Origin of the sequence: Streptomyces sp. NPDC060027 (assembly GCF_042737005.1) — a bacterium.
Taxonomy (GTDB): domain Bacteria; phylum Actinomycetota; class Actinomycetes; order Streptomycetales; family Streptomycetaceae; genus Streptomyces.
This window is the reverse complement of the sequence record NZ_JBHWVI010000135.1, coordinates 1-23,746: the sequence shown is the minus strand read 5'-3', so window position 1 is coordinate 23,746 and position 23,746 is coordinate 1. Positions and strand designations below refer to the sequence as shown.

Annotated in this window: 24 protein-coding genes; 7 read left to right on the top strand and 17 right to left on the bottom strand. The window is 70.8% G+C overall.

Going from position 1 to position 23,746, the window contains the following annotated elements; all coding sequences use genetic code 11:
- The 4 genes from ACFWBT_RS28170 to ACFWBT_RS28155 form a co-directional block, all read right to left on the bottom strand.
- Positions 1-181, bottom strand: a 181-nt coding sequence (locus ACFWBT_RS28170) for a uracil-DNA glycosylase family protein (protein WP_385705386.1), incomplete at its 3' end; no start/stop codon positions are given.
- Entirely contained in the window at positions 178-1,620 is a 1,443-nt protein-coding gene (gene purB / locus ACFWBT_RS28165) for an adenylosuccinate lyase (protein ID WP_385705383.1), read from the bottom strand. The genes ACFWBT_RS28170 and purB, both read right to left, overlap by 4 nt.
- A 287-nt stretch (positions 1,621-1,907) precedes the next feature.
- The gene (locus ACFWBT_RS28160; protein ID WP_385705381.1) at positions 1,908-2,483 is read right to left on the bottom strand and encodes a hypothetical protein; all 576 of its coding nucleotides are present in this window, start codon (positions 2,481-2,483) and stop codon (positions 1,908-1,910) included.
- Between the two features lie 6 nt (positions 2,484-2,489).
- The gene (locus ACFWBT_RS28155; protein WP_385705379.1) at positions 2,490-2,966 is read right to left on the bottom strand and encodes a transcriptional regulator; all 477 of its coding nucleotides are present in this window, start codon (positions 2,964-2,966) and stop codon (positions 2,490-2,492) included.
- A gap of 416 nt (positions 2,967-3,382) precedes the next feature.
- On the opposite strand from ACFWBT_RS28155, the gene ACFWBT_RS28150 reads away from it, so the two are divergent.
- Together ACFWBT_RS28150 and ACFWBT_RS28145 are read left to right on the top strand one after the other, a co-directional pair.
- Entirely contained in the window at positions 3,383-3,964 is a 582-nt protein-coding gene (locus tag ACFWBT_RS28150) for an RNA polymerase sigma factor (RefSeq protein WP_266756092.1), read from the top strand.
- Positions 3,961-5,115: a BN159_2729 family protein gene (locus tag ACFWBT_RS28145; protein ID WP_385705378.1), complete on the top strand. Its 1,155-nt coding sequence runs from the start codon at positions 3,961-3,963 to the stop codon at positions 5,113-5,115. The genes ACFWBT_RS28150 and ACFWBT_RS28145 overlap by 4 nt, the downstream gene beginning before the upstream one ends.
- A 755-nt stretch (positions 5,116-5,870) precedes the next feature.
- Here the strand turns inward: ACFWBT_RS28145 and ACFWBT_RS28140 are convergent.
- The 6 genes from ACFWBT_RS28140 to ACFWBT_RS28115 form a co-directional block, all read right to left on the bottom strand.
- Entirely contained in the window at positions 5,871-6,668 is a 798-nt protein-coding gene (locus tag ACFWBT_RS28140; protein ID WP_385705376.1) for an SGNH/GDSL hydrolase family protein, read from the bottom strand.
- Between the two features lie 187 nt (positions 6,669-6,855).
- Positions 6,856-7,869: a hemolysin family protein gene (locus tag ACFWBT_RS28135; RefSeq protein ID WP_385705374.1), complete on the bottom strand. Its 1,014-nt coding sequence runs from the start codon at positions 7,867-7,869 to the stop codon at positions 6,856-6,858.
- Complete coding sequence (locus tag ACFWBT_RS28130) at positions 7,866-9,191, bottom strand: hemolysin family protein (protein ID WP_385705372.1); 1,326 nt, start codon at positions 9,189-9,191, stop codon at positions 7,866-7,868. Before ACFWBT_RS28130 ends, ACFWBT_RS28135 begins: the two co-directional genes overlap by 4 nt.
- 204 nt (positions 9,192-9,395) lie before the next feature.
- Complete coding sequence (locus ACFWBT_RS28125) at positions 9,396-9,824, bottom strand: GNAT family N-acetyltransferase (RefSeq protein WP_385705370.1); 429 nt, start codon at positions 9,822-9,824, stop codon at positions 9,396-9,398.
- Between the two features lie 241 nt (positions 9,825-10,065).
- Complete coding sequence (locus ACFWBT_RS28120; RefSeq protein WP_385705368.1) at positions 10,066-12,633, bottom strand: ABC transporter permease; 2,568 nt, start codon at positions 12,631-12,633, stop codon at positions 10,066-10,068.
- Positions 12,634-12,640: 7 nt separating this feature from the next.
- Positions 12,641-13,603, bottom strand: a complete 963-nt coding sequence (locus ACFWBT_RS28115) for an ABC transporter ATP-binding protein (protein ID WP_385705366.1) — start codon at positions 13,601-13,603, stop codon at positions 12,641-12,643.
- A 217-nt stretch (positions 13,604-13,820) separates the two neighbouring features.
- Here ACFWBT_RS28115 and ACFWBT_RS28110 point away from each other — a divergent pair, with 217 nt between their 5' ends.
- Entirely contained in the window at positions 13,821-14,060 is a 240-nt protein-coding gene (locus tag ACFWBT_RS28110) for a toxin-antitoxin system HicB family antitoxin (protein WP_351126956.1), read from the top strand.
- Between the two features lie 4 nt (positions 14,061-14,064).
- Positions 14,065-14,439 carry a fic family toxin-antitoxin system, toxin component gene (locus ACFWBT_RS28105; protein WP_266756074.1) on the top strand — a complete coding sequence of 125 codons (375 nt, stop codon included), beginning with the start codon at positions 14,065-14,067 and terminating at the stop codon, positions 14,437-14,439.
- A 39-nt stretch (positions 14,440-14,478) separates the two neighbouring features.
- Here the strand turns inward: ACFWBT_RS28105 and ACFWBT_RS28100 are convergent, their stop codons facing one another.
- From ACFWBT_RS28100 to bioB, 4 genes are all read right to left on the bottom strand, one after another.
- Positions 14,479-15,159, bottom strand: a complete 681-nt coding sequence (locus ACFWBT_RS28100; RefSeq protein ID WP_385705385.1) for a class I SAM-dependent methyltransferase — start codon at positions 15,157-15,159, stop codon at positions 14,479-14,481.
- A 238-nt stretch (positions 15,160-15,397) separates the two neighbouring features.
- Positions 15,398-16,114 (bottom strand): dethiobiotin synthase, encoded by a 717-nt coding sequence (bioD, locus tag ACFWBT_RS28095; protein ID WP_385705364.1) that lies wholly within the window; start codon positions 16,112-16,114, stop codon positions 15,398-15,400.
- 1 nt (position 16,115) lies between these two features.
- Positions 16,116-17,396, bottom strand: coding sequence for an adenosylmethionine--8-amino-7-oxononanoate transaminase (locus ACFWBT_RS28090; RefSeq protein ID WP_385705363.1), 1,281 nt, complete (start codon positions 17,394-17,396; stop codon positions 16,116-16,118).
- Positions 17,389-18,621: a biotin synthase BioB gene (bioB, locus tag ACFWBT_RS28085; protein ID WP_385705361.1), complete on the bottom strand. Its 1,233-nt coding sequence runs from the start codon at positions 18,619-18,621 to the stop codon at positions 17,389-17,391. Before bioB ends, ACFWBT_RS28090 begins: the two co-directional genes overlap by 8 nt.
- Positions 18,622-18,792: 171 nt before the next feature.
- On the opposite strand from bioB, the gene ACFWBT_RS28080 reads away from it, so the two are divergent.
- Positions 18,793-19,917, top strand: coding sequence for an 8-amino-7-oxononanoate synthase (locus tag ACFWBT_RS28080; RefSeq protein ID WP_385705359.1), 1,125 nt, complete (start codon positions 18,793-18,795; stop codon positions 19,915-19,917).
- A 50-nt stretch (positions 19,918-19,967) separates the two neighbouring features.
- On the opposite strand, the gene ACFWBT_RS28075 is transcribed toward ACFWBT_RS28080, so the two are convergent.
- The gene (locus tag ACFWBT_RS28075) at positions 19,968-20,192 is read right to left on the bottom strand and encodes a DUF397 domain-containing protein (protein WP_385705357.1); all 225 of its coding nucleotides are present in this window, start codon (positions 20,190-20,192) and stop codon (positions 19,968-19,970) included.
- A gap of 12 nt (positions 20,193-20,204) precedes the next feature.
- Entirely contained in the window at positions 20,205-21,062 is an 858-nt protein-coding gene (locus ACFWBT_RS28070; RefSeq protein WP_385705355.1) for a helix-turn-helix domain-containing protein, read from the bottom strand.
- 211 nt (positions 21,063-21,273) lie between these two features.
- Between ACFWBT_RS28070 and ACFWBT_RS28065 the strand changes: the two genes are divergently transcribed.
- Positions 21,274-21,732 (top strand): ATP-binding protein, encoded by a 459-nt coding sequence (locus ACFWBT_RS28065; RefSeq protein ID WP_385705353.1) that lies wholly within the window; start codon positions 21,274-21,276, stop codon positions 21,730-21,732.
- Positions 21,733-21,840: 108 nt separating this feature from the next.
- On the opposite strand, the gene ACFWBT_RS28060 is transcribed toward ACFWBT_RS28065, so the two are convergent.
- Positions 21,841-22,779, bottom strand: a complete 939-nt coding sequence (locus ACFWBT_RS28060) for a LysR family transcriptional regulator (protein ID WP_385705352.1) — start codon at positions 22,777-22,779, stop codon at positions 21,841-21,843.
- A 126-nt stretch (positions 22,780-22,905) separates the two neighbouring features.
- Between ACFWBT_RS28060 and ACFWBT_RS28055 the strand changes: the two genes are divergently transcribed.
- Complete coding sequence (locus ACFWBT_RS28055) at positions 22,906-23,589, top strand: LysE family translocator (RefSeq protein ID WP_385705350.1); 684 nt, start codon at positions 22,906-22,908, stop codon at positions 23,587-23,589.
- Positions 23,590-23,746: the final 157 nt, after the last annotated feature.

Genomic DNA, 23,746 nt, shown 5'->3' with positions numbered 1-23,746 from the left:
ATCCTGACAGGTGCAGCACCGGCCAGAACCGATTGCCGGGCCGGGCGAAATGATGGCCGGTGGCCGCCGTCATCAGCCCCGGATTGATGCCGCAGAAAAGCACCGAGAGGCCGTCCGCGACGACATCCGGCACGAGCCGGTCGCGGGCGGCCTCCAGGTCCGCGGGGGTGAGCCGTGTCAGAGGATCGCTCCGGGCGTGTAGCCGGCGGCCTCGGGGTGCTGCTTGAGGATCTCCTCGACGCGCCCGACGACGGTGGCCACCTGGTCGGCCGCCGCGCCCGTGAAGGACAGCTTGTCGGCCATCAGCTCGTCGAGCTGCGCGCGGTCCAGCGGGATGCGCTCGTCCGCGGCGAGCTTGTCGAGCAGTTCGTTGCGCTCGGAGCCCTGCTCACGCATGGCGAGGGCGGAGGCGACCGCGTTCTCCTTGATCGCCTCGTGGGCGACCTCGCGGCCGACACCGGCGCGCACCGCGCCCATCAGGACCTTGGTCGTCGCGAGGAACGGCAGGTAGCGGTCCAGCTCGCGGGCGACGACGGCCGGGAAGGCGCCGAACTCGTCGAGGACGGTCAGGAAGGTCTCCAGCAGACCGTCCAGCGCGAAGAACGCGTCCGGCAGCGCGACGCGGCGCACGACCGAGCACGACACGTCGCCCTCGTTCCACTGGTCGCCGGCCAGCTCGCCGGTCATCGACGCGTAGCCGCGCAGGATGACCATGAGACCGTTGACGCGCTCGCAGGAGCGGGTGTTCATCTTGTGCGGCATCGCGGAGGAGCCGACCTGGCCGGGCTTGAAGCCCTCGGTGACCAGCTCGTGTCCGGCCATCAGGCGGATCGTCTTGGCCGTCGAGGACGGGGCGGCCGCCAGCTGCACCAGGGCGGTCACGACGTCGTAGTCCAGGGAGCGCGGGTAGACCTGGCCGACGGAGGTGAAGGCCTGCGAGAAGCCGAGGTGCCCGGCGATCCGCTGCTCCAGGTCCGCGAGCTTGGCCGCGTCCCCGCCCAGCAGGTCGAGCATGTCCTGCGCCGTGCCGACCGGGCCCTTGATACCGCGCAGCGGGTAGCGGCCGAGCAGTTCCTCGAGACGGCCGTACGCGACGAGCAGCTCGTCGGCGGCGGTCGCGAAGCGCTTGCCCAGGGTGGTGGCCTGTGCGGCGACGTTGTGCGAGCGGCCGGCCATGACCAGCTCGGCGTACTCGCCGGCGAGCTTGCCCAGACGGGCGAGGACCGCCACCGTACGGTCGCGCATCAGTTCCAGCGAGAGCCGGATCTGCAGCTGCTCGACGTTCTCGGTGAGGTCGCGGGACGTCATGCCCTTGTGCACGTGCTCGTGCCCGGCGAGGTCGTTGAACTCCTCGATCCGTGCCTTCACGTCGTGCCGGGTGACCTTCTCGCGCTCGGCGATGGAGGCGAGGTCGACCTGGTCGAGGACGCGCTCGTAGTCGGCGATGGCGGCGTCCGGCACCTCGATCCCGAGGTCCTTCTGGGCGCGCAGCACGGCGATCCAGAGCTGACGCTCCAGTTTCACCTTCTGCTCGGGGGACCAGAGCGTGGCGAGCTCGGCGGAGGCGTAGCGTCCGGCGAGGACGTTGGGGATACGGGGCTTTGCAGGCGCGGCAGTCACGTGTGTGGAGTTTACCGGCTGTCCGGCGCGGGGCCTGTTACGTCCGCCGCGTCCCGAATGCGCAGGTCGGGGCGGAGCGGCACCCCCCGGCGGACCGGGGCGTGCGTGAGAGGTGCGGGGACGGGACGGAGGTGCCGCGCGGGGCGGGCACCACAGACCACGTCGTCGCTCCTGCCGACCGCCGGTGGTCCCGGCGGAGTGACGCTCAACTTCCTTTGAGTAAAAGAGAGTTGTTCATCGTATTGGGTAGGGGGATGTCTTGGTGGATCGATTCCGCAGTGCCGTACTCAGGACCCTGAACGCGGGGGGCGGCTTCCGTAGCCCGCCTGCGCGTGGGGATCGGGGTGGGACTGCTCGCTGCCGACCACAGCGCGCAGGCCCCCGTACGTCTTTGAGGTGAACCGGTCGTGGGCGAGGGTGAGCTCGGCCGTGATCAGCTGGTTGCGCTCGTCATTGACTTCCTCGATCTCCTGCATGAGCAGGGAGTTCTTGGCGCGGAGTGCCGTGTTCGCGTTCCGCGCCTCGTCGAGGGCTCGGGCATGGCTGCCGAGTCTGATGGCTGTGATGGTGGCCCTGCGGGCCATGGCCTTCTCTCGCTGGGACAGCTCCAGCTCGCGCTTGTGCATGTCCAGCTCGAGGCGTCTTCGGTGCTCCGCCAGGACGCTCAGATCATGCCGTGTACGGGCGTCGACCTGGTTGACCGTGTGACGGAGCAGGGCCGCGAGCACCCCTGCCACTCCCATGGTCAACAGGCCGACCCCGACTGCCGCCAACTCCCATGCATGGTGCCAGACGCCTTCGCCCACGAATGTCCAGCCGGCTGTGCAGCTGGCGGTGGACGCGAATGCCAGTCTGTACGCCACGTTTTTTTACCCCCTTGCAGTGGCCCCCCGGTTTTCGTCGGCATCGAGGTCCTTCTGGAGCTCGATCGCTTGGACGATGTTCCCGCTGAGCATTGTGCGGATTCTGAGATCAGTGATTCCCCATGCGTCCATGGCCTCCTCCGGGGTGAGTGTTGCTGAGGCTACCCTCCGTACCGCAGGCTGAGGCCCGTGTTCCGGCGGAAGCATTCCGCTGTTGACCAACATCTCCCGCTGGTCGAGGCCAAGCACTGACGCCCATGTCGTCAGTTGCGAGGGGAGGGGGAGGGTCTTGCCTTCCAGTGTTCTGCTGATCGTCGTCAGGCTCACTCCAATCGTGATGGCCAGCTGAGCCCGGCCACCGGCTCGTGGGCGGACGTCGTACCCGGCCGCTGTCGCGGCGTTCGTGAGGTACTCGCCAACCCTCCTTGCGAGAGCTTGTCGCTCACCGCGGGACTCGTGGGGGGACTCTTCCATGCTCCGCATGCCCGGAGAGTAGCGCGCATGTATGCAACTTGCACGCGACTTGCATGCGTGCATCTTCGCAGGTCAACGGCTGTTTGGGCGTCATGCCAGGCCAAGAGGGACGGTTCGCACTCCAGTTCCCGACAAAAAGTCCCGTCGTCATACCGGCGAAGCAACTTGCGTACGTGTACGCAAGTTGCATATGTTGCATGACTGTGAGTTAGTCGCACGTATGCAAGTCCCTTTGAGGGGGCCCTATTTGCACCGCCTCGGCATCAGCTCGACCACGTTCCGGAGCTGCGAGGTACCTGCGGGGGACGCCTCGAAACCTTCGGACACGACGACCCGGTCATCCGGCGCCCGAGGCCGGTCATGCCGGAGCGGACCGTCGCAGCACCTGCCCACCACAGTTCATCCACTCATGAACGGAGTAGGCCTTGATCGCCGAGGCTAACGCCGCAACACCGCGGTTCGACACTAGAGAACCGGCCCTTATCGCCCGCGCACTCGCGGGCGACCGGGACGCGTTCGGGGAGCTCTACGCCCTGCACCACCCCGCGGTGCTGGCCTACGTGCAGCGCCGTGTACGCAATCGGCAGGTCGCCGAGGACATCACCGGCGAGACCTTTCTCAACGCCTGGATGAAACGCGGCACTTTTACCTATCGCGGCGTCGGCTTCGTCGGGTGGCTGATCACCATCGCCCGGAACAAGGTCATCGATCATTGCAAGAGCGCGCAGCGGCGTGAGTTCGTCGTCGAGGACATGCTCGGCTTCGACGAGGACCTCACCGTCAGTACGGAGGACACCGTACTGATCGGTCTGGACGAGGAGTTGTTGCGTCAGGCGCTGGAACAGTTGCGGCCGCCACAACGCGAAGTCCTCACGCGTCGCTTCCTGATGGAGTTCTCGGTGCTTGAGACGGCGCGCCAGATGGAGCGGACCGAAGGTGCTGTGAAGACCCTCCAGTTCCGGGCGCTGGCCAAGCTGCGCAGCGAGTATCTGGGGGTGGCGGCATGACCACCGTGCCCGGGATCCGTACGGCCGTCGAAGCGCACCTCGCCGAGCAACTCGGCATGTTCGCCCGGGAATTCGTCGCCGAACTGGAAGCGCAGGGGAGACTGGTCGAGGTGGGCGGTGCCGGTGTCCTCGAACGGCTGCGGACACAGGTCGAGACGTGGCAGAACTGCCCGGAGGCCTACCACGCGGCCGTCGACACGATCGTCGAGGACTGCGGCTACCCGAGCGAGGTTGCGATGAGGATCGCCACCGCCCTGAACCGCAAGGGGCTGATCCCCGGCGGCGAGGACCGCGTGCCGGACTCCGAGTCCGAGCCCGTGCCTGACCGCGTGCCTGAGCCCGTGCCCGTGCCCGGGAGCGAGCGTGCTTCCGTCCCCTCGCCGAACCGCGAGGGACTCATGCCCGTCGGCGAGGACCCCGAGCCGCGGCACGACCGTGCCCCCGCGTCCTCGCCGCTGGTGCCGACCTCACGCGGTGCGATCGTGCTGCACCTCGCCGACCGCGGCGCCGGACGGGCCGCGGTGGAGCACGGTGCGGCGCCGGTGCCCCGACGCGTCGACGGCCAGGTCCCGCGGGTGCGGCCGGCCTCCGCGCGGACGCGCGCCGTCGGATGGGGCAGCGCCTCCGCCCGCGCGGTCTCCGTCGCCGCGGCCCTGCAGTCCGACCACCTCGCGCGCCTGGAGGCCATGCAGATCAGCGCGGACGGCGAGCGGGTCACCGTGGCCATCAAGGCCACATGCCTGGCCGACTGGGAGTACTGGCTCGACGCGATCGGGGCTCCCCGCAACGTCCGGACCAGGACGGCAGGGCACGCCCAGGTGGCCGCGGGGACGATGGACGGAGTGGCTGTCCACCTCACCGCGCACGGCGTCCCCGAACTCCTCCAGGAAGCGAGCGACGCCGCCGCCGACCCCTTCTACCTCTGGGGACGGATCTACGACCTCGGAATGGGGCAGGTCGACCGGGCCGACCGCATCTGGCTGTCCCTCGGCCGACGACAGGACGAGCGCGGGATGCCCCTGCTGATCCTGCGTGGCACGGACGGTCCTCCGTATCCGCTGGCTTCGATCGTCATGGCGCACGGCCCGCTGACGGCCACCCCGCCCCCCTCCGAACTCCCCACCGACGGAATGGCCGGGGACAGTGCGTGACGACCACCGGGCGCCTCTGCTTCGGCTGGCTGTTTCTCACCCGTGGTGCCCCGCACCTCTGCACGAGGCGACCCAAGGCCATGCGTCCACGGAGGTTCCGGGGATGTGTACTGCACCTGGCCCAGAACATCCCTGATCTGTAGTAGGCGCGGCTGCTCGATGTGGCTGGTTTCCCACCCTCCCGGTGGCTCGCCGCGGGGGTGCCGATGGGGCACATCGGCCCTGATCCGTCCACCGATGGCGTGACGGTGCGAAAAGGTACGCACACGCTTTTGCCCCGGCCACGCCCGCGAGCCGTTACCGGGAGTTCCTCCGGCGGTGGTCAGGGGCGTACTTCTCAGGCCCACGCATGAGTGCTTTGATGTTGATCCTGGCTGGGTTCCCCGGCTGGCCTGTTACTTGTCATCCACTCCAGGGTGGCGAGACGGCTCCTCTCCATGCTCCGCAAAGCTGGAGGGGCCGTCGGCCGGGTCCGGCGCACGCCGGGCCCGGCCGTAGTTCCGGGGCGTGTGAGTGAGCGCATCAACAGCACTCCCGCGCTGTCGAGCGCCCCCCGTGCGCCCTGTGGCGGTCGAGGGGCGAACCGGTAGCGTCCTCTTCATGCGGAGCATGGGCCGCCGTGTCACTCGAGAGAGGGGCACGGCGGAAGCCGCCGGACCGGCGCTCCCTTCGGCCCTCGTGGCCACCGCGCTCAGCCTCCCCGGCACACGGACGTGGCCCGGGATTCCTGGAGTCACCCCCGGCGGATCACGGAGTCAGCCGCCGTGCCCGCCCGTGACCGGACCCTCGTAGGGAAGCAGCTCCGGCCGTTTCGCCGGAAGTCCGTCACCGGACGAGCGCCCCGTCAGCCGTCGCCCGATCCACGGCAACAGATGCTGCTGGGCGAAGCGGGCGTCGGCGCCGCGGCGGGCGACCCAGCCGGGCGGCGCCGTGGGCGCCATCGGGGTGCGCCACTCCGCGTCCTCCGCCTCGTACCCGAGGGTCTGCCAGACGGCCTCCGCGACCCGGCGGTGCCCCTCGGCGGACAGGTGCAGCCGGTCCACGTCCCACACGCGCGGGTCGGCGAGCGAGGGCGCTCCGTAGAGGTCGACGACCAGCGCGTCGTGCCGCTTCGCGAGATCGTCGACGATGGTGAAGAGCTCCTCCATGCGGGGCCGGAAGCGTTCGAGCACCGGACCGTTGCGGCCGGGGCTGCGCATCAGGACGAGCCGCTCGCAGGCGGGGGCGAGCCGCTCCACGGCCTCCTCCAGGAGGCCCCGGACACGTCCCATGTCGACCTTGGGCCGCAGGGTGTCGTTGAGGCCGCCCACCAACGTGATCACATCGGGCCGCATGGCGGCGGCCACGTCCACCTGCTCGGCGACGATCTGGCCGATCAGTTTGCCGCGTACGGCGAGGTTGGCGTAGCGGAAACCGGGCGTCCGGGCGGCCATCCGGCCGGCGAGGAGGTCGGCCCATCCTCGGTAGGAGCCGTTGGGCAACAGGTCCGACATGCCCTCGGTGAAGGAGTCGCCGACCGCGACAAGGCTGGTGTAGGTGGCATTCGTCTGCATGGCGGGAAAGATGGTAACCCGAACACATACTCATCGGTCGGTCGGGCTCCTGGGCCGGTCGGCCCCGCAGTCCCTTCGGGGAGCCCCGCCCGGCGGCCGCGACGAAACCCACCTCCGTCCGGGCGGGGCTCCCGGCGACCTCCACCCGGACGACCCGCGATCGGCCGACCTCCGCCCGGAGGCCTTTCTAGGCCGGCTGTCCGAAGAGTTCTCTCAGGACGTCCTCCATCGTCACCAGCCCCGTGAGCCGTCCGTCGCTGCCCATGACGGCCGCGAGATGCGTACGACTGCGGCGCATCGCCGTCAGGACGTCGTCCAGCGGGGTGCTCTCCCGGACGCGGGCGATGGGCCGCATGTCCTCCACACGGAACGGCACCTCGCGCGGAACGGCGTCCAGCGCGTCCTTGACGTGCAGATAACCGACGATGCGGCGGCCGTCGTCGACGACAGGGAAGCGGGAGAAGCCCGACTCGGCCGACAGTCGCTCCAGCTCCTCCGGAGTGACGCCCACGCGTGCGTAGACGACGCGTTCCACCGGGAGCACCACGTCGTGCACCGGGCGGCGGCCCAGTTCCAGCGCGTCGTGCAGCCGCTCCTGGGCGCGATGGTCGATGAGCCCCGCCGCACTGGAGTCCTGGACGAGGCGAGCCAGTTCGTCGTCGGAAAAGGTCGCCGTGACCTCGTCCTTCGTCTCGACCCGCAACAGCTTCAGCAGCCCGTTGGCGAAGGCGTTGACCGTGAAGATCACCGGGCGCAGCGCGCGCGACAGCGCGACGAGCGGCGGCCCCAGCACCAGCGCCGTACGCACGGGTTCCGCGAGGGAGACGTTCTTCGGAACCATCTCGCCGAGCAGCATGTGCAGATACGTCGCCAGGGCGAGCGCGATGACGAAGGAGACCGCGTGGCCCGCACCGGAGGGGACGCCCATCGCGTGGAACACCGGCTCCAGCAGGTGCGCGATCGCGGGCTCGGCCACGATGCCGAGCACCAGGGTGCACAGCGTGATGCCCAACTGCGCGGTCGCGAGCAGCGCCGAGACGTGTTCGAGGCCCCAGATCACACTCCGCGCCCGCCGGTCGCCCCGCTCGGCATGCGGCTCGATCTGGCTGCGGCGCACCGAGATCAGCGCGAACTCGGCGCTCACGAAGAAGGCGTTCACGACGAGCGTGGCGAGCCCGATCAGCAGTTGTACGGCGGTCATCGCGCGCCCTCCTCGGCGTCGTGCGGCGCGTGCAGCAGCACGCGTGCGGCCCGCCGCCCCGAGGCGTCCACCACGTCGAGCCGCCACCCGGCGACCTCGACGGTGTCTCCCTCGGCGGGGATGCGGCCGAGCTCGGCCGCGACGAAACCGGCCAGCGTCTCGTACGGCCCGTCGGGAACCCGCAGTCCGACGCGGGCGAGCTGGTCGGTGCGGGCGGAGCCGTCCGCCGAGTACAGCGCCCTGCCCTCGTCGTCCGTGCCGACCGGGGCGAGGTCGGGTGTCTCGTGCGGGTCGTGCTCGTCGCGCACCTCGCCGACGACCTCCTCGACGATGTCCTCCAGCGTGGCGACGCCCGCCGTACCGCCGTACTCGTCGATGATCACGGCCATCGTGCGTTTGCCGACGAGCCGGTCCAGCAGCCGGTCGACGGTCAGTGATTCCGGTACGAGCAGCGGCTCACGCATGATCTGCGAGACGGCGGTCAGTGTCCTGCTGTCGGCCCGCACGGTCAGCACGTCCTTGATGTGCGCGACGCCGACGACGTCGTCGAGACTGCCGTGGTAGACGGGGAAGCGGGACAGGCCGGTCGCCCGGGTCGCGTTCGCCACGTCCTCGCAGGTCGCCTGGACGTCCAGCGCGATGACCTGGACGCGGGGCGTCATCACGTTCTCCGCGGTCAGGTCGGCGAGGTTCAGGGTGCGCACGAACAGCTCGGCGGTGTCCGCCTCCAGCGCACCCTCCTTGGCGGAGTGCCGGGCGAGCGCCACCAGCTCCTGGGGCCCGCGGGCGGAGGCCAGCTCCTCGGCGGGCTCCAGGCCGAAGCGGCGTACGACGTGGTTCGCGGTGTTGTTGAGATGCGCGATGAACGGCCGGAACGCGGCGCTGAACCAGCGCTGCGGAGTGGCCACCCGCTTGGCCACGGCCAGCGGTGAGGAGATCGCCCAGTTCTTGGGGACCAGTTCACCGACGACCATCAGGAAGATCGTCGAGAGCGCGGTACCGATGACCAGGGCCACCGAGCGCGAGGCGGAGGCCGGGACGCCGATCGACTCCAGGGGACCCGCGATCAGCTTGGCGATCGAGGACTCCGAGAGCATGCCGACGACAAGGTTCGTCACGGTGATGCCCAGCTGGGCGCCGGACAGCTGGAAGGTGAGGTTCCGCACGGCCTTGAGGGCGCCCGAGGCGCCCCGCTCGCCGCGCTCCACGGCACGCTCCAGTTCGCTGCGTTCGACCGTGGTCAGCGAGAACTCCGCCGCCACGAAGCCGCCGCAGGCCAGCGACAGCAGAACCGCCACCAGCAGCAGGAACACTTCCGTCATCGGGTCACCTCCGTTCCATGATCGGCCAGGGACGGGGGGATCGCGCGATGTCCGGGGCAGCCGTGAGGAACACGGCTCCGGCTACTGGGAGGCTCGCCCATGGGCGGACGCTCACACCTTTCGTTGGAGGACCGATGGTCCACCAATGGTAAAGGACGGGCAAAGGGGCCTCCTTGGCGGCCTCCGCCCGGCGCTGCGGAGCCTCTAATCGTCGGTGAGCGGCTTCACCCAGCGCCGCCAGTGCTCCTCGGGCGCATACCCGGCAGCCCGCCAGGCATGGTGGGCGGTTTCGTTCCGGCGCAGCACCATGGCGTCGCCGCGCCGCCCTCCGAGCCGTACGAAGCGCTCCTCCGCGGCGGCGAGCAGGGCCGAGCCGATGCCGAGGCGCCGCCGTCCGGGATGGACGGCCAGCCGGTACAGATGGCAGCGCCAGCCGTCGAAGCCGGCGATCACGGTGCCGACCAGCTCGCCCTCGCGCTCCGCCAGGAGCAGGGCCTCGGGGTCGCGGGCGACCAGTCGTTCCACGCCGTTCCGGTCGTCACTGATGCTCGTGCCCTCGGCGGCCACTTTCCAGAAGGCGAGCACGGCATCGAGGTCTTCGGGCCGCGCGGCCCGTATCCGCAAGTCGGTCATGGGCCGATCCCATCACGGAGGCCGGGCACGGGCCCCGTATTCCATCATGCGGACGGTCACCGGCCGCGCAGGTCACGGACCACGGGAGCGAAGGCCTCGATGCTCGGCTCCAGCACGGTCGGACACGAGAATCCGAAGCGCTCGCGCCGGGCCGCCCGCACCTGCTCGACGATCCGCTTCCCTCCCTGTCGCGGACCTGCCCCGGTCCTGGCCCCGGTCCCGGTGGACCGGGGCCAGCCGGTCACTCGTGCGCGATGGCCTCCAGCACGTTCATGCGCGACGCGCGCAGTGCCGGGAGCAGCGCCGCGACGATGCCGACGACGGCCGAACCGACCACGACCGCGACGATCGTCGTCCAGGGGATCGCGAGCGCCTTCATGCCCTGCAGCGCGAGCACCTGCTGGACACAGACGCCCCAGATGAGTCCCAGCGCCAGTCCGAGGACGGCGCCGAACACGGCGATCACCACCGACTCCAACCGGATCATCCGGCGCAGCTGGCGCCGGCCGAGCCCGATGGCGCGCAGCAGCCCGATCTCGCGGGTGCGCTCCACGACCGACAGCGCGAGGGTGTTGACCACGCCGAGCACCGCGATGACGATCGCCAGCCCGAGCAGCGCGTACACGAGGTAGAGCAGCACGGCGATCTGGTCGTGGATGAGCTTCTTGTAGTCGGCCTGGTCGCGGACCTGTACCTGTGGATACGGTTCGAGTGTCTTCTCCAGGCGGGGGCGCAGCTGGTCCGGAGCGGTGCCCGAGGCGGCGTTCACGTAGAGCGCGGAGTCCTGGCCGCCGGGCACGAACTTCTCGATCGTGCCGAAGCCGATGACGAGCCCGCCCTGCATCCCGAACCCACCGCTGCCGTCCTGGTCGGTGAGCGCGCCCACCGTCAGGTCGGTCTTGCGGCCGGCGGGGAACTCGACCGGAATCGTGCTGCCGATCCGCACGTCGTGGTCCTTCGCGAACTTCGCGTCCATGGCGATGCGACCGTCGCCGAGCGCCGCCGCCGTGTCGCCCTGCGCGTACGTGATGTGGGCGACGTCGTCGAGCCGCGCGTCGTAGGCGGAGGCGGCCGTCTCGATCCTCTTGCCGTCCGGCAGCCGCACCGCGACCGGGGTGAACCGCTGGCGGACGACGAGCCCGACGCCCTCGGTGGCGCGCACCTTGTCCGTGAGCTCCTTGGAGAACGGCACGAAGTTGTCGTTCTGGAGCACGAAGTCGGCGCCGAGCGTGTTGTCGATCTGGTCGTCGAAGGACTTGCTCATGGAAGCGCTGGCCACGGACATACCGCCGACCAGGGCGAGTCCCACCATGAGCGCGGCGGCGGTGGCACCCGTGCGCCGCGGATTGCGCAGCGCGTTGCGCTGACTCATCCGGCCCACCGAACCGAAGATCGCCGGGAAGGCGCCTCCCAGCACCCGGATCACCGGGCGGACGAGCAGGGGCCCCGCGATCACCGTCGCGATCAGCGTCAGGACGACGCCGAGTCCCAGCAGGGAGGCGGACGTCGATGTCTTCGACGAGGCCGCGCATCCCGCGAGAGCCGCGGCCCCGGCCGCCCCGACGACACCGCCCACCACGGCCCGAACCCGCAACGACCTGCCCACACCCGCGATCTCGGCGTCCGCGAGGGCCGCCATGGGGGAGACGCCCGCCGCGCGCCTGGCCGGGAGATACGCCGCGACATAGGTGACCCCGACCCCGACGACGTACGCCGCCACGGGAGTTCCCCAACCGATCACCATCTCGGTGGACTTGAGGTTCATGCCGAACGCGGACATCAGCTTGATCAGCCCGATCGCCAGCCCGATCCCCGCCGCGAGGCCGAGGGTCGAACCGACCAGGCCGAGGAGCAGCGCCTCGGTGAGCACCGACCGGCGCACCTGACGGCGGTCGGCACCGAGCGCGCGCAACAGGCCGAGTTCCCGGGTGCGCTGGGCGATCAGCATGGAGAAGGTGTTGACGATGAGGAATATCCCGACGAGCACGGCGATCCCCGCGAAGCCGAGCATCACGTACTTGATGACGTCGAGGAATCCGCCGAGCTGGGCGGCGGCCGACTCCGCCTGCTCATCGGCTGTCTTCAGGTCGTACGTCTTGCTGTCGAGTTCGGCGGCGATGCGCTGCTTGAGCAGATCGTCACCGACACCCGGCGCGGCGTCCACGGAGATGCTGGTGGCGACGTCGGGGCCGCCGAGCAGCTTGGTCTGCGCGGTCGGGGTGTCCAGGAAGATCAGCGCGGCACCGGGGTTGGTGGTGGTGAAGGTGGCGATCCCGACGATGCGCACCTGGAACGAGCCGGGCTGCGCCTGCACCGTCAGGGTGTCACCGAGACCGAGGTGCTTCTTGTCGGCGGTGTCGGCGTCGAGCAGTGCCTCTCCGTCGCCCTTCGGCTCGTGTCCGGAGGTCAGCTTCACCGGACTGCGTTCCGTGATCTCCCAGTTGGTGACGATGGTGGGAGCGCCTGTCGTCGGCCCGACCGACTTGTTCTCGCTGTCGACGACCGGGGCGTTCTCCACCGACGCGTCCACATGGGTGGCGGCGACTCCGTCGACCTTGGCGATCCGGTCCGCGAGCGAGGCCGGCACCGTCTCCGTGGCGCCGGTCGGAAGCTGTGAGTTCAGGTCGTTCTTCGGTTCCACGGTCACATCGGCCGAGGTGGAGGCGAAGAGCCGGTCGAACGTGCGCGTCACCGTGTCCGAGAAGATGAGACTGCCCGCGACGAAGGCCACGGACAGCACGATGGCCAGTGCCGAGAGCAGCAGCCGGCCCTTGTGCGCGAAAAAGCTTCGCAGTGTCGCTTTGAGCACGACCGCCTCAGTCCTTGTCGAGGGTTACGTCGCCGGAGCCGCCGCCGGGAGCGGCCTCGCCGGAGCTGCCGGGGGCGGTGCCGCCCCTGCCGGTGACGGGAGCCGTTTCACCCGTGTCGCCGACGCGGGCGCTGCCGTCGGAGTCTCCGTCGGGAACGGGGTCACCGGCCGCGCCGCGCCCGCCGTCGTAGGTCACCCGGATCGTGTCGAAACGCTTCATCCGCTCCAGCACGGCCTCCGCGGTGGGGCGCTCCATCTCGTCCACGATGCGCCCGTCCGCGAGGAAGAGGACCAGGTCGGAGTGGGCGGCCGCGCCGGGATCGTGCGTGACCATGACGACGGTCTGGCCCAGCTCGTCGACGGCCTCGCGCAGGAAGCCGAGGACTTCGAGGCCCGCGCGGGAGTCCAGGTTGCCGGTCGGCTCGTCCGCGAAGATCAGCTCGGGCCGGGAGGCGAGCGCCCGCGCGCAGGCGACGCGCTGCTGCTGCCCGCCGGACAGCTGGGCGGGCCGGTGCTTCAGCCGGTCGCGCAGCCCGAGGGTGTCGATGACCTGGTCCAGCCACTGCTGGTCGGGCTTCTGGCCCGCGATGTCCATGGGCAGCGTGATGTTCTCCGCCGCGTTCAGTGTGGGGATCAGGTTGAACGACTGGAACATGAAGCCGATCCGGTCCCGTCGCAGCCGGGTCAGTTCGCGGTCCTTCAGCCCGGTGATCTCGGTGTCGCCCAGCCACACCTGTCCGGCCGAGACGGTGTCGAGGCCCGCCAGGCAGTGCATGAGAGTGGACTTCCCGGAGCCCGAGGGGCCCATGACGGCGGTGAACCGGCCGCGCGCGATGTCCACGTCGACCGAGTCGAGGGCCAGGACCGCGGTCTCGCCGGAACCGTACGCCTTGGTCAGGCCGCGGGCGCGGGCGGCGATCCCGTCCCCTTCCGCGCGGCCGGGAAGATGCTCGGCAGCAGCTGTGGACAAGACCGCCTCCTCTGTGATGGGTGTCCGGACTCCTCGTCCAGCCCGAGCGTAGTGTGATCGGAGGCACACTCGGTATCCCCCCTGAGTGCCGGAGCGTCTCCGCCCCAGGGTGTGGCCCTGATACCGATGTAAGGGGCACTCTCCACCGGGGTTCTCCACCCTCCGGTTCGGGCGGCCCCTCTTGCCGGTGCTAGTGATTCCGCGCTAGCTTCGAAGGATGGCGAAGACTCAGCTGAACGTCCGGGTGGACGAGGGCACGGCACGGGCCGCCCGGGAGAGAGCCCTGGAACGGGGGATGAGCGTGAACCGCTACATCGAAGAACTCGTCCAGCAGGACACCGGGGAAGTGGGCCACACCTTCGTGGAGGCCGCCGCGGATTTCATGAAGCAGTACGAGTCCGTCTTCGCCGAGGAATTCGGCGCGGACCGTGAAGGCACCCGCGAAGGTCGTCGTTGATCCCTTGAGCAGTCTCAGAGTCGATCTTGCCTGGCTCCTCATGATCGCCGAACAGAAAACGCCCGGAGATCCCCAGGTCACCGACTGGGGAGCCCTCGTCGCCGCGGTCAGTCGGCACGAGGCGGAGATCTTCGGCATCCCCGTCTACGACAGCCCGCACGCCCGCGCCGCCGCGCTGCTCCAGCTCCTCCTGCACGTCCCGGCGCTCGAACGCTCCAACGCGATGTTCGCCTCGGCCGTCGCGTACGCATATCTCGTCGCCAGCGGCCTGAAGGTCGTCACCTCACCGGAACAGGTGCGGGAGCTGGCCCGCCTCGTGAAGAGCGGCGAGGCCACGGTGCACGACATCACGAACGAACTGCGCCGCTGGAGCCTGTGACGCCGTCCGTGCCCCGCGGCCCGATCCGAACGACAGCCCCTAGCCGAGCGGCCGGCGGGCGGTGCCCAGGACGCAGTACGAGGTGGGCAGGCGCGGGCCCTTCTCGGGCATCAGCAGCCGCCGGTAGGGGCCCAGTTCGAAGCCCGCCGCGCGCAGGGCGGCGATCGGGTCGCGGGACAGATGGCAGCCGCCGTTCAGCCGCGGCCACACCGTGCGGTCCAGGCCCCGCTGGGCGGACGCCATCACCCGCCCGCCGCCCCTGCCGTGCTCGAAGAACCGCACCGTGCCGCCGGGGCGCAGCACCCGCCGGACCTCGGCGAGCGCCCTCGGCACGTCCCGCACGCTGCACAGCACCAGGGACAGCACGGCGGCGTCGTACGCCTCGCTCTTGACCGGCAGGGCCTCCGCGACACCCGGTGCCACATCGACCGGCACCTCGCAGCGCAGCGCCGTCTCCACCGCCAACTGCCGGAGCAGCCGCTCGGGCTCGATGGCGACGACTTCCGCGACGGTGCCCGGATAGTGCGCGAAGTTCAGGCCGTTGCCCGCGCCGATCTCGATGACCCGCCCCGAAAGCCCGGTGAGCAGCCGGTCGCGTACCCGGCCGATACCCATCCGGGTCTCTGCGCCGACACTGACACGGGCGTAACAGCGGGCGAACACCGGATGGTGCACGGCCTCCGGAGAGACCTTGCCGGAGCCGGCCGGCCGGAGCGACATGAACGGCATGACGGACCTCCCGGGAGGACGGGTCTTACCGGGATTCTCCCCTCAGGAGGTCCGGCGCACGCGCCGGGCGTGCCGGTGTCCTCGCCATGAAGGGGCTACGGCAAGGGGCGCCGACGCCGATGCGCGCGTGGACGGGCAGGCCGTGTGGTCCTTCTGTCCATGTCCGGGTACGCCGGGGTGCGGAGACGAAGCTCCTCGCTCCCGCGGTGTCCCGGGAGCGAGGAGCCCGTCAGATCCTGTGCGCCGCGGCGAAGGCGTCGGCGTTCCAGCGTCCGCCCAACCGGTGGTCCAGCCAACTCGGGGCCCCCGTACGGAATGCGGCGGGCGAATGAGCCCCCGCGCCCGCCGGCAGCGCGCCCAGCAGGGGCGCCCCGGACACCGCCGGGAGGTCCGCGAGATTGCACCGCATCGCCAGATCGGGGGAGTCCGGCCAGCTGCCGATCACCACGCCCGCGAAGTCCAGCTCCCGGCGCCGCAGTTCACGGGCCGTCAGCTCCGTCGTGTTGAGCGTGCCCAGCCCCGCGGAAGCGACGACCAGCACGGGTGCGTCGAGCAGCCGGGCCGCGTCCGCCAGCGTCCCGTCCTCGTCGTCGAACCGGACGAGCAGGCCACCGGCGCCCTCGACCAGCACCAGATCGTGCTCGGTGGCCAGCTTGGCCGCGGCCTCCGCGGTCACCTGCGGAGACACCGTCGCGAGGCCGGCCCGCCGGGCGGCCGTCGCGGGCGCCAACGGCTCCGGATAACGGCCCAGTTCGAGCGTCGTGACGGCACCCGCGAGCCGGGCCACCTCGTCGGCGTCGCCGCGCTCGTGCGGACGTACACCGGTCTGCGCGGGCTTCAGAACGGCCACGGACCGCCCGGCCGCGAGAGCCGTGGCGGCGACGGCGGCCGTGACGACCGTCTTGCCGACCTCCGTGCCCGTCCCCGTGATCACCAGTACCGGCATCTCAACCCTCCCGCGCCGCCGCGCACACCGCGCGGGCGATCCGTGTCAGATCCGTGTCGCCCGTGACGTACGGAGGCATCGTGTAGACGAGGTCGCGGAACGGCCGCAGCCACACGCCCTCGCGCACCGCGGCGGCCGTCGCCGCCCTCATGTCCACCTCGTGGTCGAGCTGGACGACCCCGATCGCGCCGAGCACCCGTACGTCCCGGACACCCGGCAGGGACGCCGCCTCCGCGAGGCCGTCCCGCAGACCCGTCTCGATCCGCTTCACCTCGGTCCGCCAGTCCTGGCCGAGCAGCAGGTCGACGGACGCGCACGCCACCGCCGCGGCGAGCGGATTGCCCATGAAGGTCGGGCCGTGTGCGAGCACCGGGACCTCGCCGCGCGAGATGCCGTCGGCCACCCGCGAGGTGCACAGCGTCGCCGCCATCGTCAGATAGCCGCCGGTCAACGCCTTGCCGACGCACATCACGTCCGGGGTGACGCCCGCGTGGTCCGCCGCGAAGAGCTCACCCGTACGGCCGAAGCCGGTGGCGATCTCGTCGAAGACCAGCAGCACGTCGTGCGCGTCGCACGCCTCGCGCAGCACCCGCAGATACGCGGGGGAGTGGAAACGCATCCCGCCCGCGCCCTGCACCACCGGTTCCACGATGACGGCGGCGAGCTCGTCCGCGTGCCGCCCGATCAGCTCGCGCAGCCGGTCGGCGTACGCCTCCTCGTAGGCGGCCGGCGGCGCCTCGGCGAACACCTGACGCTGGAGCACGCCCTGCCACAGCTCGTGCATCCCGCCCTCGGGGTCGCACACCGACATGGGCTGCCAGGTGTCCCCGTGATAGCCGCCCCGCCAGGTCAGCAGCCGCTGCTTGCCCGGGCGGCCGAGCGAGCGCCAGTGCTGGAGGCACATCTTGACGGCGACCTCGACGGAGACCGAGCCGGAATCGGCGAGGAAGACGTGCTCCAGCCCCTCCGGCGTGATGTCGACCAGTAGTTTCGCCAGCCGTACGGCGGGCTCGTGGGTGAGCCCGCCGAACATCACGTGGCTCATGCGCTCCAGCTGGCCGCGAGCCGCGTCGTTCAGGACCGGGTGGTTGTAGCCGTGGATCGCCGACCACCAGGACGACATGCCGTCGATCAGCTCGCCGCCACCCTCGGCCAGGCGCAGCCGGACCCCGCTCGCCGACTCCACGACCAGCGGCTCCTGGCGGCCGGGCATCGGCCCGTACGGATGCCAGACGTGCCGCCGGTCGAGGTCGAGCAGTTCCCGTACGGACAGATCAGGCATTGGGCGCGAGGTCCGTCCCGGCACCGCGGCGACGCACGGAGACAAGGTCCGTGCGGGCCTCGGCGGGCGCCGACGCCGCTGCCGGAACCGCAGCCGCGGAACCGCACACCCCGCCGTCCGCGTGGGACCCGCAGCCGGCCTCCGCCTGCGACCCGCACCCGGCGCCGTCGTGCGTTCCGCATCCGGCCTCCGCGTGCGATCCGCAGCCGCCGGCCACCGACGCCCGGTGCTCCGGCAGCGTCACCTCGCCCGCGTTCTCCACCTCGAAGCCGGCGTCCGCGATCATCTCCAGGTCGGCCTTGCCCGCCTGGCCCTCGCTGGTGAGGTAGTCACCGAGGAAGATCGAGTTGGCGAGGTTCAGGGCGAGCGGCTGGAGGGTGCGCAGATGGACCTCGCGGCCGCCGGCGATGCGGACCTCGACGTCCGGGCAGACGAACCGGACCATGGCGAGGATGCGCAGACAGCGCTGCGGGGTGAGGTTCCACTCCTTGGCGAGCGGGGTGCCCTCGAAGGGGATCAGGAAATTCACCGGAACGGAGTCTGGGTCGAGCTCGCGCAGCGCGTACACGACGTCCACGAGGTCCTCGTCCGACTCGCCCATGCCCGCGATCAGACCCGAGCAGGCGGACAGCCCCGCGGCGTGCGCCTTCTGGACCGTGTCGACCCGGTCGGCGTACGTGTGGGTGGTCGTGATCTCCCCGTACGTCCCCTCGGACGTGTTCAGGTTGTGGTTGTAGGCGTCCGCGCCCGCCTCGCGCAGCCGTTCGGCCTGGCCGTCGGAGAGCAGGCCGAGGCAGGCGCACACCTCGACGTTCTCGTTCTCGTCCTTGATCGCCTTGATCGTGTCTGAGACCCGGTCCACGTCACGGTCCGTGGGGCCGCGTCCGCTGGCCACCAGACAGACTCGCTTGGCGCCCCCGGCGAGCCCGGCCGCCGCGGCCCGGGAGGCCTCGTCGGGCTTGAGCCAGGTGTACTTGAGAATGCCCGCCTTGGAGCCGAGGCGCTGCGAGCAGTATGAGCAGTCCTCCGGGCACAGGCCCGACTTGAGGTTGACGAGATAGTTCAGTTTCACCCGTCGGCCGAACCAGTGCCGGCGTACCTTGCCGGCCGCGGCCACCACGTCGAGCACGTCGTCGTCGGAGGTGGCCAGTACGGCCAGCGCCTCTTCGCGGGTCGGCAGCTCGCGCCGAAGCCCCTTGTCCACCAGCGTGTTCAGCAGGTCCATGAGGTCCGATCCTGGACCATGCGACCGCTCTCGGCCAAGGAGAGTTTGCACAACAGAGATGGTTCGACGTGTGGGTATTGCCACATCCTGGGCCGAAGGAGCGACCGCTAGGGTCTGTGCACTGCCTACAAAGCACCCGCCACCGCACTGGCCACGAGCCCCGGAGGACACATGGCGTTCGGCTGGATCGACGAGCAGGCCGAGGCGCGCCGCCGGGCCGGACTCGTGCGTACGTTGCGCCCGCGCCCCGCCGACTCGCCGCTCCTCGACCTCGCGAGCAACGACTACCTCGGGCTCGCCCGCCATCCGGAGGTCACCGAGGGCGCGGCACGGGCCGCTCGCACGTGGGGCGGCGGCGCGACGGGCTCCCGCCTCGTCACCGGCACCACCGAACTGCACGGTGAGCTGGAACGCGAGCTGGCCGACTTCTGCGGCTTCGAATCCGCGCTCGTCTTCTCCTCCGGATACGCGGCCAACCTCGCCGCCGTCACCGCGCTCGCTCCGCACGGCTCGCTGGTCGTCTCGGACGCGGGCAACCACGCCTCACTGATCGACGGCTGCCGGCTGGCCCGCGGCACCACCCAGGTCGTGGGGCACGCCGACCCCGACGGCGTGCGCAAGGCGCTCGGCACCCACGAGGGACCCGCCGTCATGGTCTCCGACACGGTCTTCTCGGTGGACGGCGACGCGGCACCGCTCGCCGGACTCGCCCTCGCCTGCCGGGAGCACGGCGCCGGACTGGTCGTCGACGACGCGCACGGACTCGGCGTCCTGGGCGACGGCGGCAGGGGCGCCGCGTACGCGACGGGGCTCGCGGGAGACCCGGACGTCGTCGTGACCGTCACGCTCTCCAAGTCGCTCGGCAGCCAGGGCGGCGCCGTCCTCGGCCCGGCGGCGGTCATCGATCACCTAATCAACGCGGCGCGCACCTTCATCTTCGACACCGGTCTGGCGCCGGCGGCGGCGGGCGCGGCCCTGGCTGCGCTGCGGCTGCTGCGCCGCGAACCGCGGCGAGCCGTACGCGCGCGCGAGGTGGCCACGGCGCTGCACACCCGTCTGACGGCGGAGGGTCTCGCCGCGGTACGACCGGACGCCGCCGTCGTCTCCGTGCGGGCACCGTCCCCCGAACGAGCGGTGCGATGGGCGGCCGACTGCCGCGAGGCGGGCCTCGCCGTCGGCTGTTTCCGTCCCCCGTCGGTGCCCGACGGTATTTCGCGGCTGCGGTTGACGGCCCGCGCGGACCTCACCGACGAGCAGATCGAGCACGCGGTGGACGTGATCAGCCGAAACCGCTGAAACGGTGAAGCCGTGGAGCCGTGGAGCGGTGAAGTCGTGCGCTGCGCTGGTCAGTTCAGTCCGGTGATGAACCCCTCCCAGGCGCCGGGGGCGAACAGCAGGGCGGGGCCGGCCGGATTCTTGGAATCGCGCACCGCGACCATTCCGGACCAGGGCCCGGAGCCCGGGCGTGCCGTCTCGACGCAGTTGTTCATTCCCGTGCTGCGGCTGCTGCGCAGCCACCGCACGCCGTGCAGTGAGGTACTGGAGGGTACGTACCGAGGCATTGCAGACATGGGGGTGCCTCCTTACGCGCCGTCAGCTATCCCGGCGATGTAGTCCAACGAGTCCTCGGGCGAAAGGGCGTGGAACTGAAGGGCGTTGAAGGCCTCGGTGTAGGCCTGGAGGTCTTCTTTCCGCTCGAGGTAGAGGCTACTCGTCAAGTGGTCGAGAACAACCACATCCAGATCAGTTGTGTTCGGAAATGAGAAAATAACGAAAGGCCCGGTGACTCCGATGTGGGCTCCGGCGGCGAATGGCAGTACCTGGAGCCGCACTTGAGGCAGGGCGGCGGCCTCCCGCAGCCGGCCCAGCTGGCGTGCCATGACCTCGGGACCGCCGACCTCCCGCCGTAACACCGCTTCGTCCAGCACCGCGGACAGCCTCAGCGGCGGGTCCGAACGCAGCACGTCCTGCCGGGCCAGGCGCACCTCGACCAGGGCGTCGAGCTTGCTCTCCTCCAGTCCGTCCACGGCGGCCCGCGTCACCGCGCGGGCGTAGTCCGGCGTCTGCAGCAGTCCGGGTACGACGGAGGTCTCCAGGGTGCGCATGCCGCTGGCCCCCGACTCCAGGCTGATGAAGTCGCGGTACGCGGGCGGGAGCACCCCGCGATACGCGTGCCACCAGTGATGACGGCCGTTGCCCTCGGAGCCCGCCAACACGACGAGGAGCTGGCGCAGTTCCGCGTCCTCGACGCCGTACGCGTCCAACAGGCGTTCCACATCGGCCGGTTTCACCCCACTGATGCCGGTCTCGATGCGGCTCACCTTCGACTGGTGCCAGCCGAGCAGGCGGGCCGCCTGACCGCTGGTGAGGCCCGAGCCCGCGCGCAGCGCGCGCAGTTCGGCGCCGAGCTTGCGGCGGCGCACCGCGGGACCGTGCTGCATGGCCGTTCTCCTTACCCCCTCCAAGTCGCCCGAATACGCTCTGCCGACGCAGAGTTCACCGCATCGAGCGACAGATATATGCATTACTCGGTGGATCGCACCCGTGCCCCGCCCGGTAATGGCAGTCTGGCGCAAGCACCAGTCCGGGACCGTACTCGAACCGTCCGCTCGGTGTCGGGCTCCGGTCCCGTGGGAAAGGGACGACGTCGCCATGGCAGATCACCAGGAAGCATCCGTCACGCTGCGGAGCGAACCCGTCTCGGTTTCCACCGCCCGTAAATTCGTCGCCGAGGTGTTGGCCGAATGGGGCCTGCCGGGCGACTCCGAAGTCGCCGAGACAGTACGGCTGATCGTGTCCGAACTGGCCACCAACGCCGTCCAGCACACGTTCGGGCAGTCGCCCACCTTCACGGTCGACGTACGTCTCGACCGGGAGGAGCACCTGAGTATCGGAGTCACCGACAGCCATCCGCGCTTTCCGAAGCGGCTGCCCGCGGCTGTTCAGCAGGACAACGGCCGCGGCATGGTGATCATCCGCTGGCTGGCCGCCGAATGCGGTGGCAGACTCACCGTCCGGCCGACCCGGGAGGGCGGCAAGACGGTCTCCATCGAACTCCCGTGGACGGTACCGGTCCAGCCGGTGACGGCCGGGGGGCCGCAAGAGCCATAGCGCCGGCGTTCGGAGAGGCCGCGTCGGAGAGGGCCAGAGGGTCTGCGGACCGACCCTTCGGACCAGGCCTTTCGGAGAGACGGTTCCGACGGGGCCTTCGGACGGGCCCTAGCCTTCCGCGCGATGGCCGGGCCGGTGCTGTCCGGCCCGTCCGAAGGCGCCGCGCAGCAGGGCACGGAACGCGTCGGCGGCGGGGGCCGTCACATCCGTCCGGTGGACGACCGAGATCGTACGGCGCAGATCTCCCGGCTCCAGTGACCGCGTCCCCACCGGCGTCGCCGCGGTCGCCGCCACCATCTCCGGTACGACCGCGATCCCGAGCCCGGCGCTGACGAGAGCGCACACCAGCGCGTACCCCGGAGTCTCGACGAGCACCGTCGGCGTGGCCCCCGCCCGGGCCAGCGCGGCCTCCACGCCCTGCCGGGGAGGGTGGTCCGGGGCCATGCTGATGAGCGGCTGCCCGGCTAGCTCGGCGAGCGCCAGCCGTGCCGAACCGCCCGCGAGGATGTGACCGGGGGCGGTCACCAGCACCAGCTCCTCGACCAGGACCGGCTCGATGCCCACGGACGACGGCAGCGGAACCGGTGCGGCGGGCTGGTAGGTGTGTGTGAGGGCCAGATCCACCTCGCCGGCCGCCACCGCCGCGATCCCGTGCGGAGGTTCGTAGTCGGCGACCGTGAGTTCCACTTCCGGGTGGGCCCGGCGGAAGGCGCTGAGTACGGGCGGCAGCAGATGGATGCCCGCCGTCTGGAAGGTGCCGAGCCGCAGCGTGCCGCCCGACAGTCCCGCCAGCCGGGCCAGTTCGTGCCGGGCGAGTTCCATCTCGTCGAGGACCCGGCGGGCCCGTGCCACCAGCAGTTCACCCGCCCCGGTGAGCCGTGTCCCGCGATGGGAGCGCACCAGCAGTGTCGCCCCCGCCTCCCGCTCCAGCTTCGCCACCTGCTGGGACAGCGCCGGCGGGGTGTACCCGAGACGTTCGGCGGCCCGGGTGATCGACCCCGCCTCGGCCACCGCCACCAGCGCCGCGAGTCGCGTCGGGTCGTACATCGATTCCCTCCCGGGTCCGGCGCACCGCGCCGGACGCAAAGGATCGCCGGGTCTAAACGAACGCTTAAGACCAGTCCAGGATATTCGACATACCTGCTGAAGGCCCGGACCGGGCAGCCTGGGGGCATGGACGCACAGCTGGTCGCCTTCACGGGCGTCGCCGCGGGCATGGTCGCCATGCCGGGCGCGGACTTCACCGTCGTCGTACGCAACGCCCTCGTCTCGCGCCGGGCCGGAGTCGCGTGCGCCCTCGGCATCGCGGGCGGGCTGCTGCTCCACACCGCGCTCGCCGTCGCCGGGGTCGCCGCGGTCCTCACCGCCGTGCCGGCGCTGTTCCGGACGCTCCAGCTGCTCGGCGGTGCCTATGTGCTGTACCTGGGCCTGCGCACGCTGCGCTCACTGGGGCGTCCGCGCGGGGTGGTGCCCGACGGGGTGGACCCGGGTCCGGGAGAGGCTGGGGCGGGGCAGGAGCGACCGCGCGCGAGCGCGGCGGGGGAGGAGGGCCCGGGTGCGCGTCCGCTGCGGCAGGGCTTCGTCACCAACGCACTCAACCCGAAGGCGCCCATCACCTTTCTCAGCCTGCTGCCGCAGTTCGTTCCGGCGGGCAGCCCGGCGATGCCGCGGACGCTGCTCCTGGCGCTCATCGTGGTCGTTCTGGCCCTGCTGTGGTTCCCGGCGGTCGCGCTGCTGGTGGACCGGCTCGGACGGTGGCTGCGCGGGCCGTGGGCCGCACGCGCCGTGGAGGGGGTCACCGGCGGCGCCCTCACCGTTCTGGGCCTCGTCCTGGTGCTGGAGCCGCTGAGGAGCTGAAGCGGACGTCACGTCGCGAGGCGGGCGTGTGGGCCGGGCCGGTGGTCGTGTGGGCCGGGCCGGTGGTCGTGCGGGCCGGGCCGGTGGTCTTGGGGAATCAGAACCCGGACCGGACCGGGCCGGGTCGCACCCGGCGCAGGAGCCAGCTGGCCCCGGG

Coding starts and splice junctions, on each gene's coding strand:
- ACFWBT_RS28155 (WP_385705379.1), bottom strand. CDS start 2,966: ATGCGGAGCATGGAAGAGTCCCCCCACGAGTCCCGCGGTGAGCGACAA.
- ACFWBT_RS28145 (WP_385705378.1), top strand. CDS start 3,961: ATGACCACCGTGCCCGGGATCCGTACGGCCGTCGAAGCGCACCTCGCC.
- ACFWBT_RS28140 (WP_385705376.1), bottom strand. CDS start 6,668: ATGCAGACGAATGCCACCTACACCAGCCTTGTCGCGGTCGGCGACTCC.
- ACFWBT_RS28135 (WP_385705374.1), bottom strand. CDS start 7,869: ATGACCGCCGTACAACTGCTGATCGGGCTCGCCACGCTCGTCGTGAAC.
- ACFWBT_RS28130 (WP_385705372.1), bottom strand. CDS start 9,191: ATGACGGAAGTGTTCCTGCTGCTGGTGGCGGTTCTGCTGTCGCTGGCC.
- ACFWBT_RS28125 (WP_385705370.1), bottom strand. CDS start 9,824: ATGACCGACTTGCGGATACGGGCCGCGCGGCCCGAAGACCTCGATGCC.
- ACFWBT_RS28110 (WP_351126956.1), top strand. CDS start 13,821: ATGGCGAAGACTCAGCTGAACGTCCGGGTGGACGAGGGCACGGCACGG.
- ACFWBT_RS28100 (WP_385705385.1), bottom strand. CDS start 15,159: ATGTCGCTCCGGCCGGCCGGCTCCGGCAAGGTCTCTCCGGAGGCCGTG.
- bioD (WP_385705364.1), bottom strand. CDS start 16,114: ATGCCGGTACTGGTGATCACGGGGACGGGCACGGAGGTCGGCAAGACG.
- ACFWBT_RS28090 (WP_385705363.1), bottom strand. CDS start 17,396: ATGCCTGATCTGTCCGTACGGGAACTGCTCGACCTCGACCGGCGGCAC.
- bioB (WP_385705361.1), bottom strand. CDS start 18,621: ATGGACCTGCTGAACACGCTGGTGGACAAGGGGCTTCGGCGCGAGCTG.
- ACFWBT_RS28080 (WP_385705359.1), top strand. CDS start 18,793: ATGGCGTTCGGCTGGATCGACGAGCAGGCCGAGGCGCGCCGCCGGGCC.
- ACFWBT_RS28075 (WP_385705357.1), bottom strand. CDS start 20,192: ATGTCTGCAATGCCTCGGTACGTACCCTCCAGTACCTCACTGCACGGC.
- ACFWBT_RS28070 (WP_385705355.1), bottom strand. CDS start 21,062: ATGCAGCACGGTCCCGCGGTGCGCCGCCGCAAGCTCGGCGCCGAACTG.
- ACFWBT_RS28065 (WP_385705353.1), top strand. CDS start 21,274: ATGGCAGATCACCAGGAAGCATCCGTCACGCTGCGGAGCGAACCCGTC.
- ACFWBT_RS28060 (WP_385705352.1), bottom strand. CDS start 22,779: ATGTACGACCCGACGCGACTCGCGGCGCTGGTGGCGGTGGCCGAGGCG.
- ACFWBT_RS28055 (WP_385705350.1), top strand. CDS start 22,906: ATGGACGCACAGCTGGTCGCCTTCACGGGCGTCGCCGCGGGCATGGTC.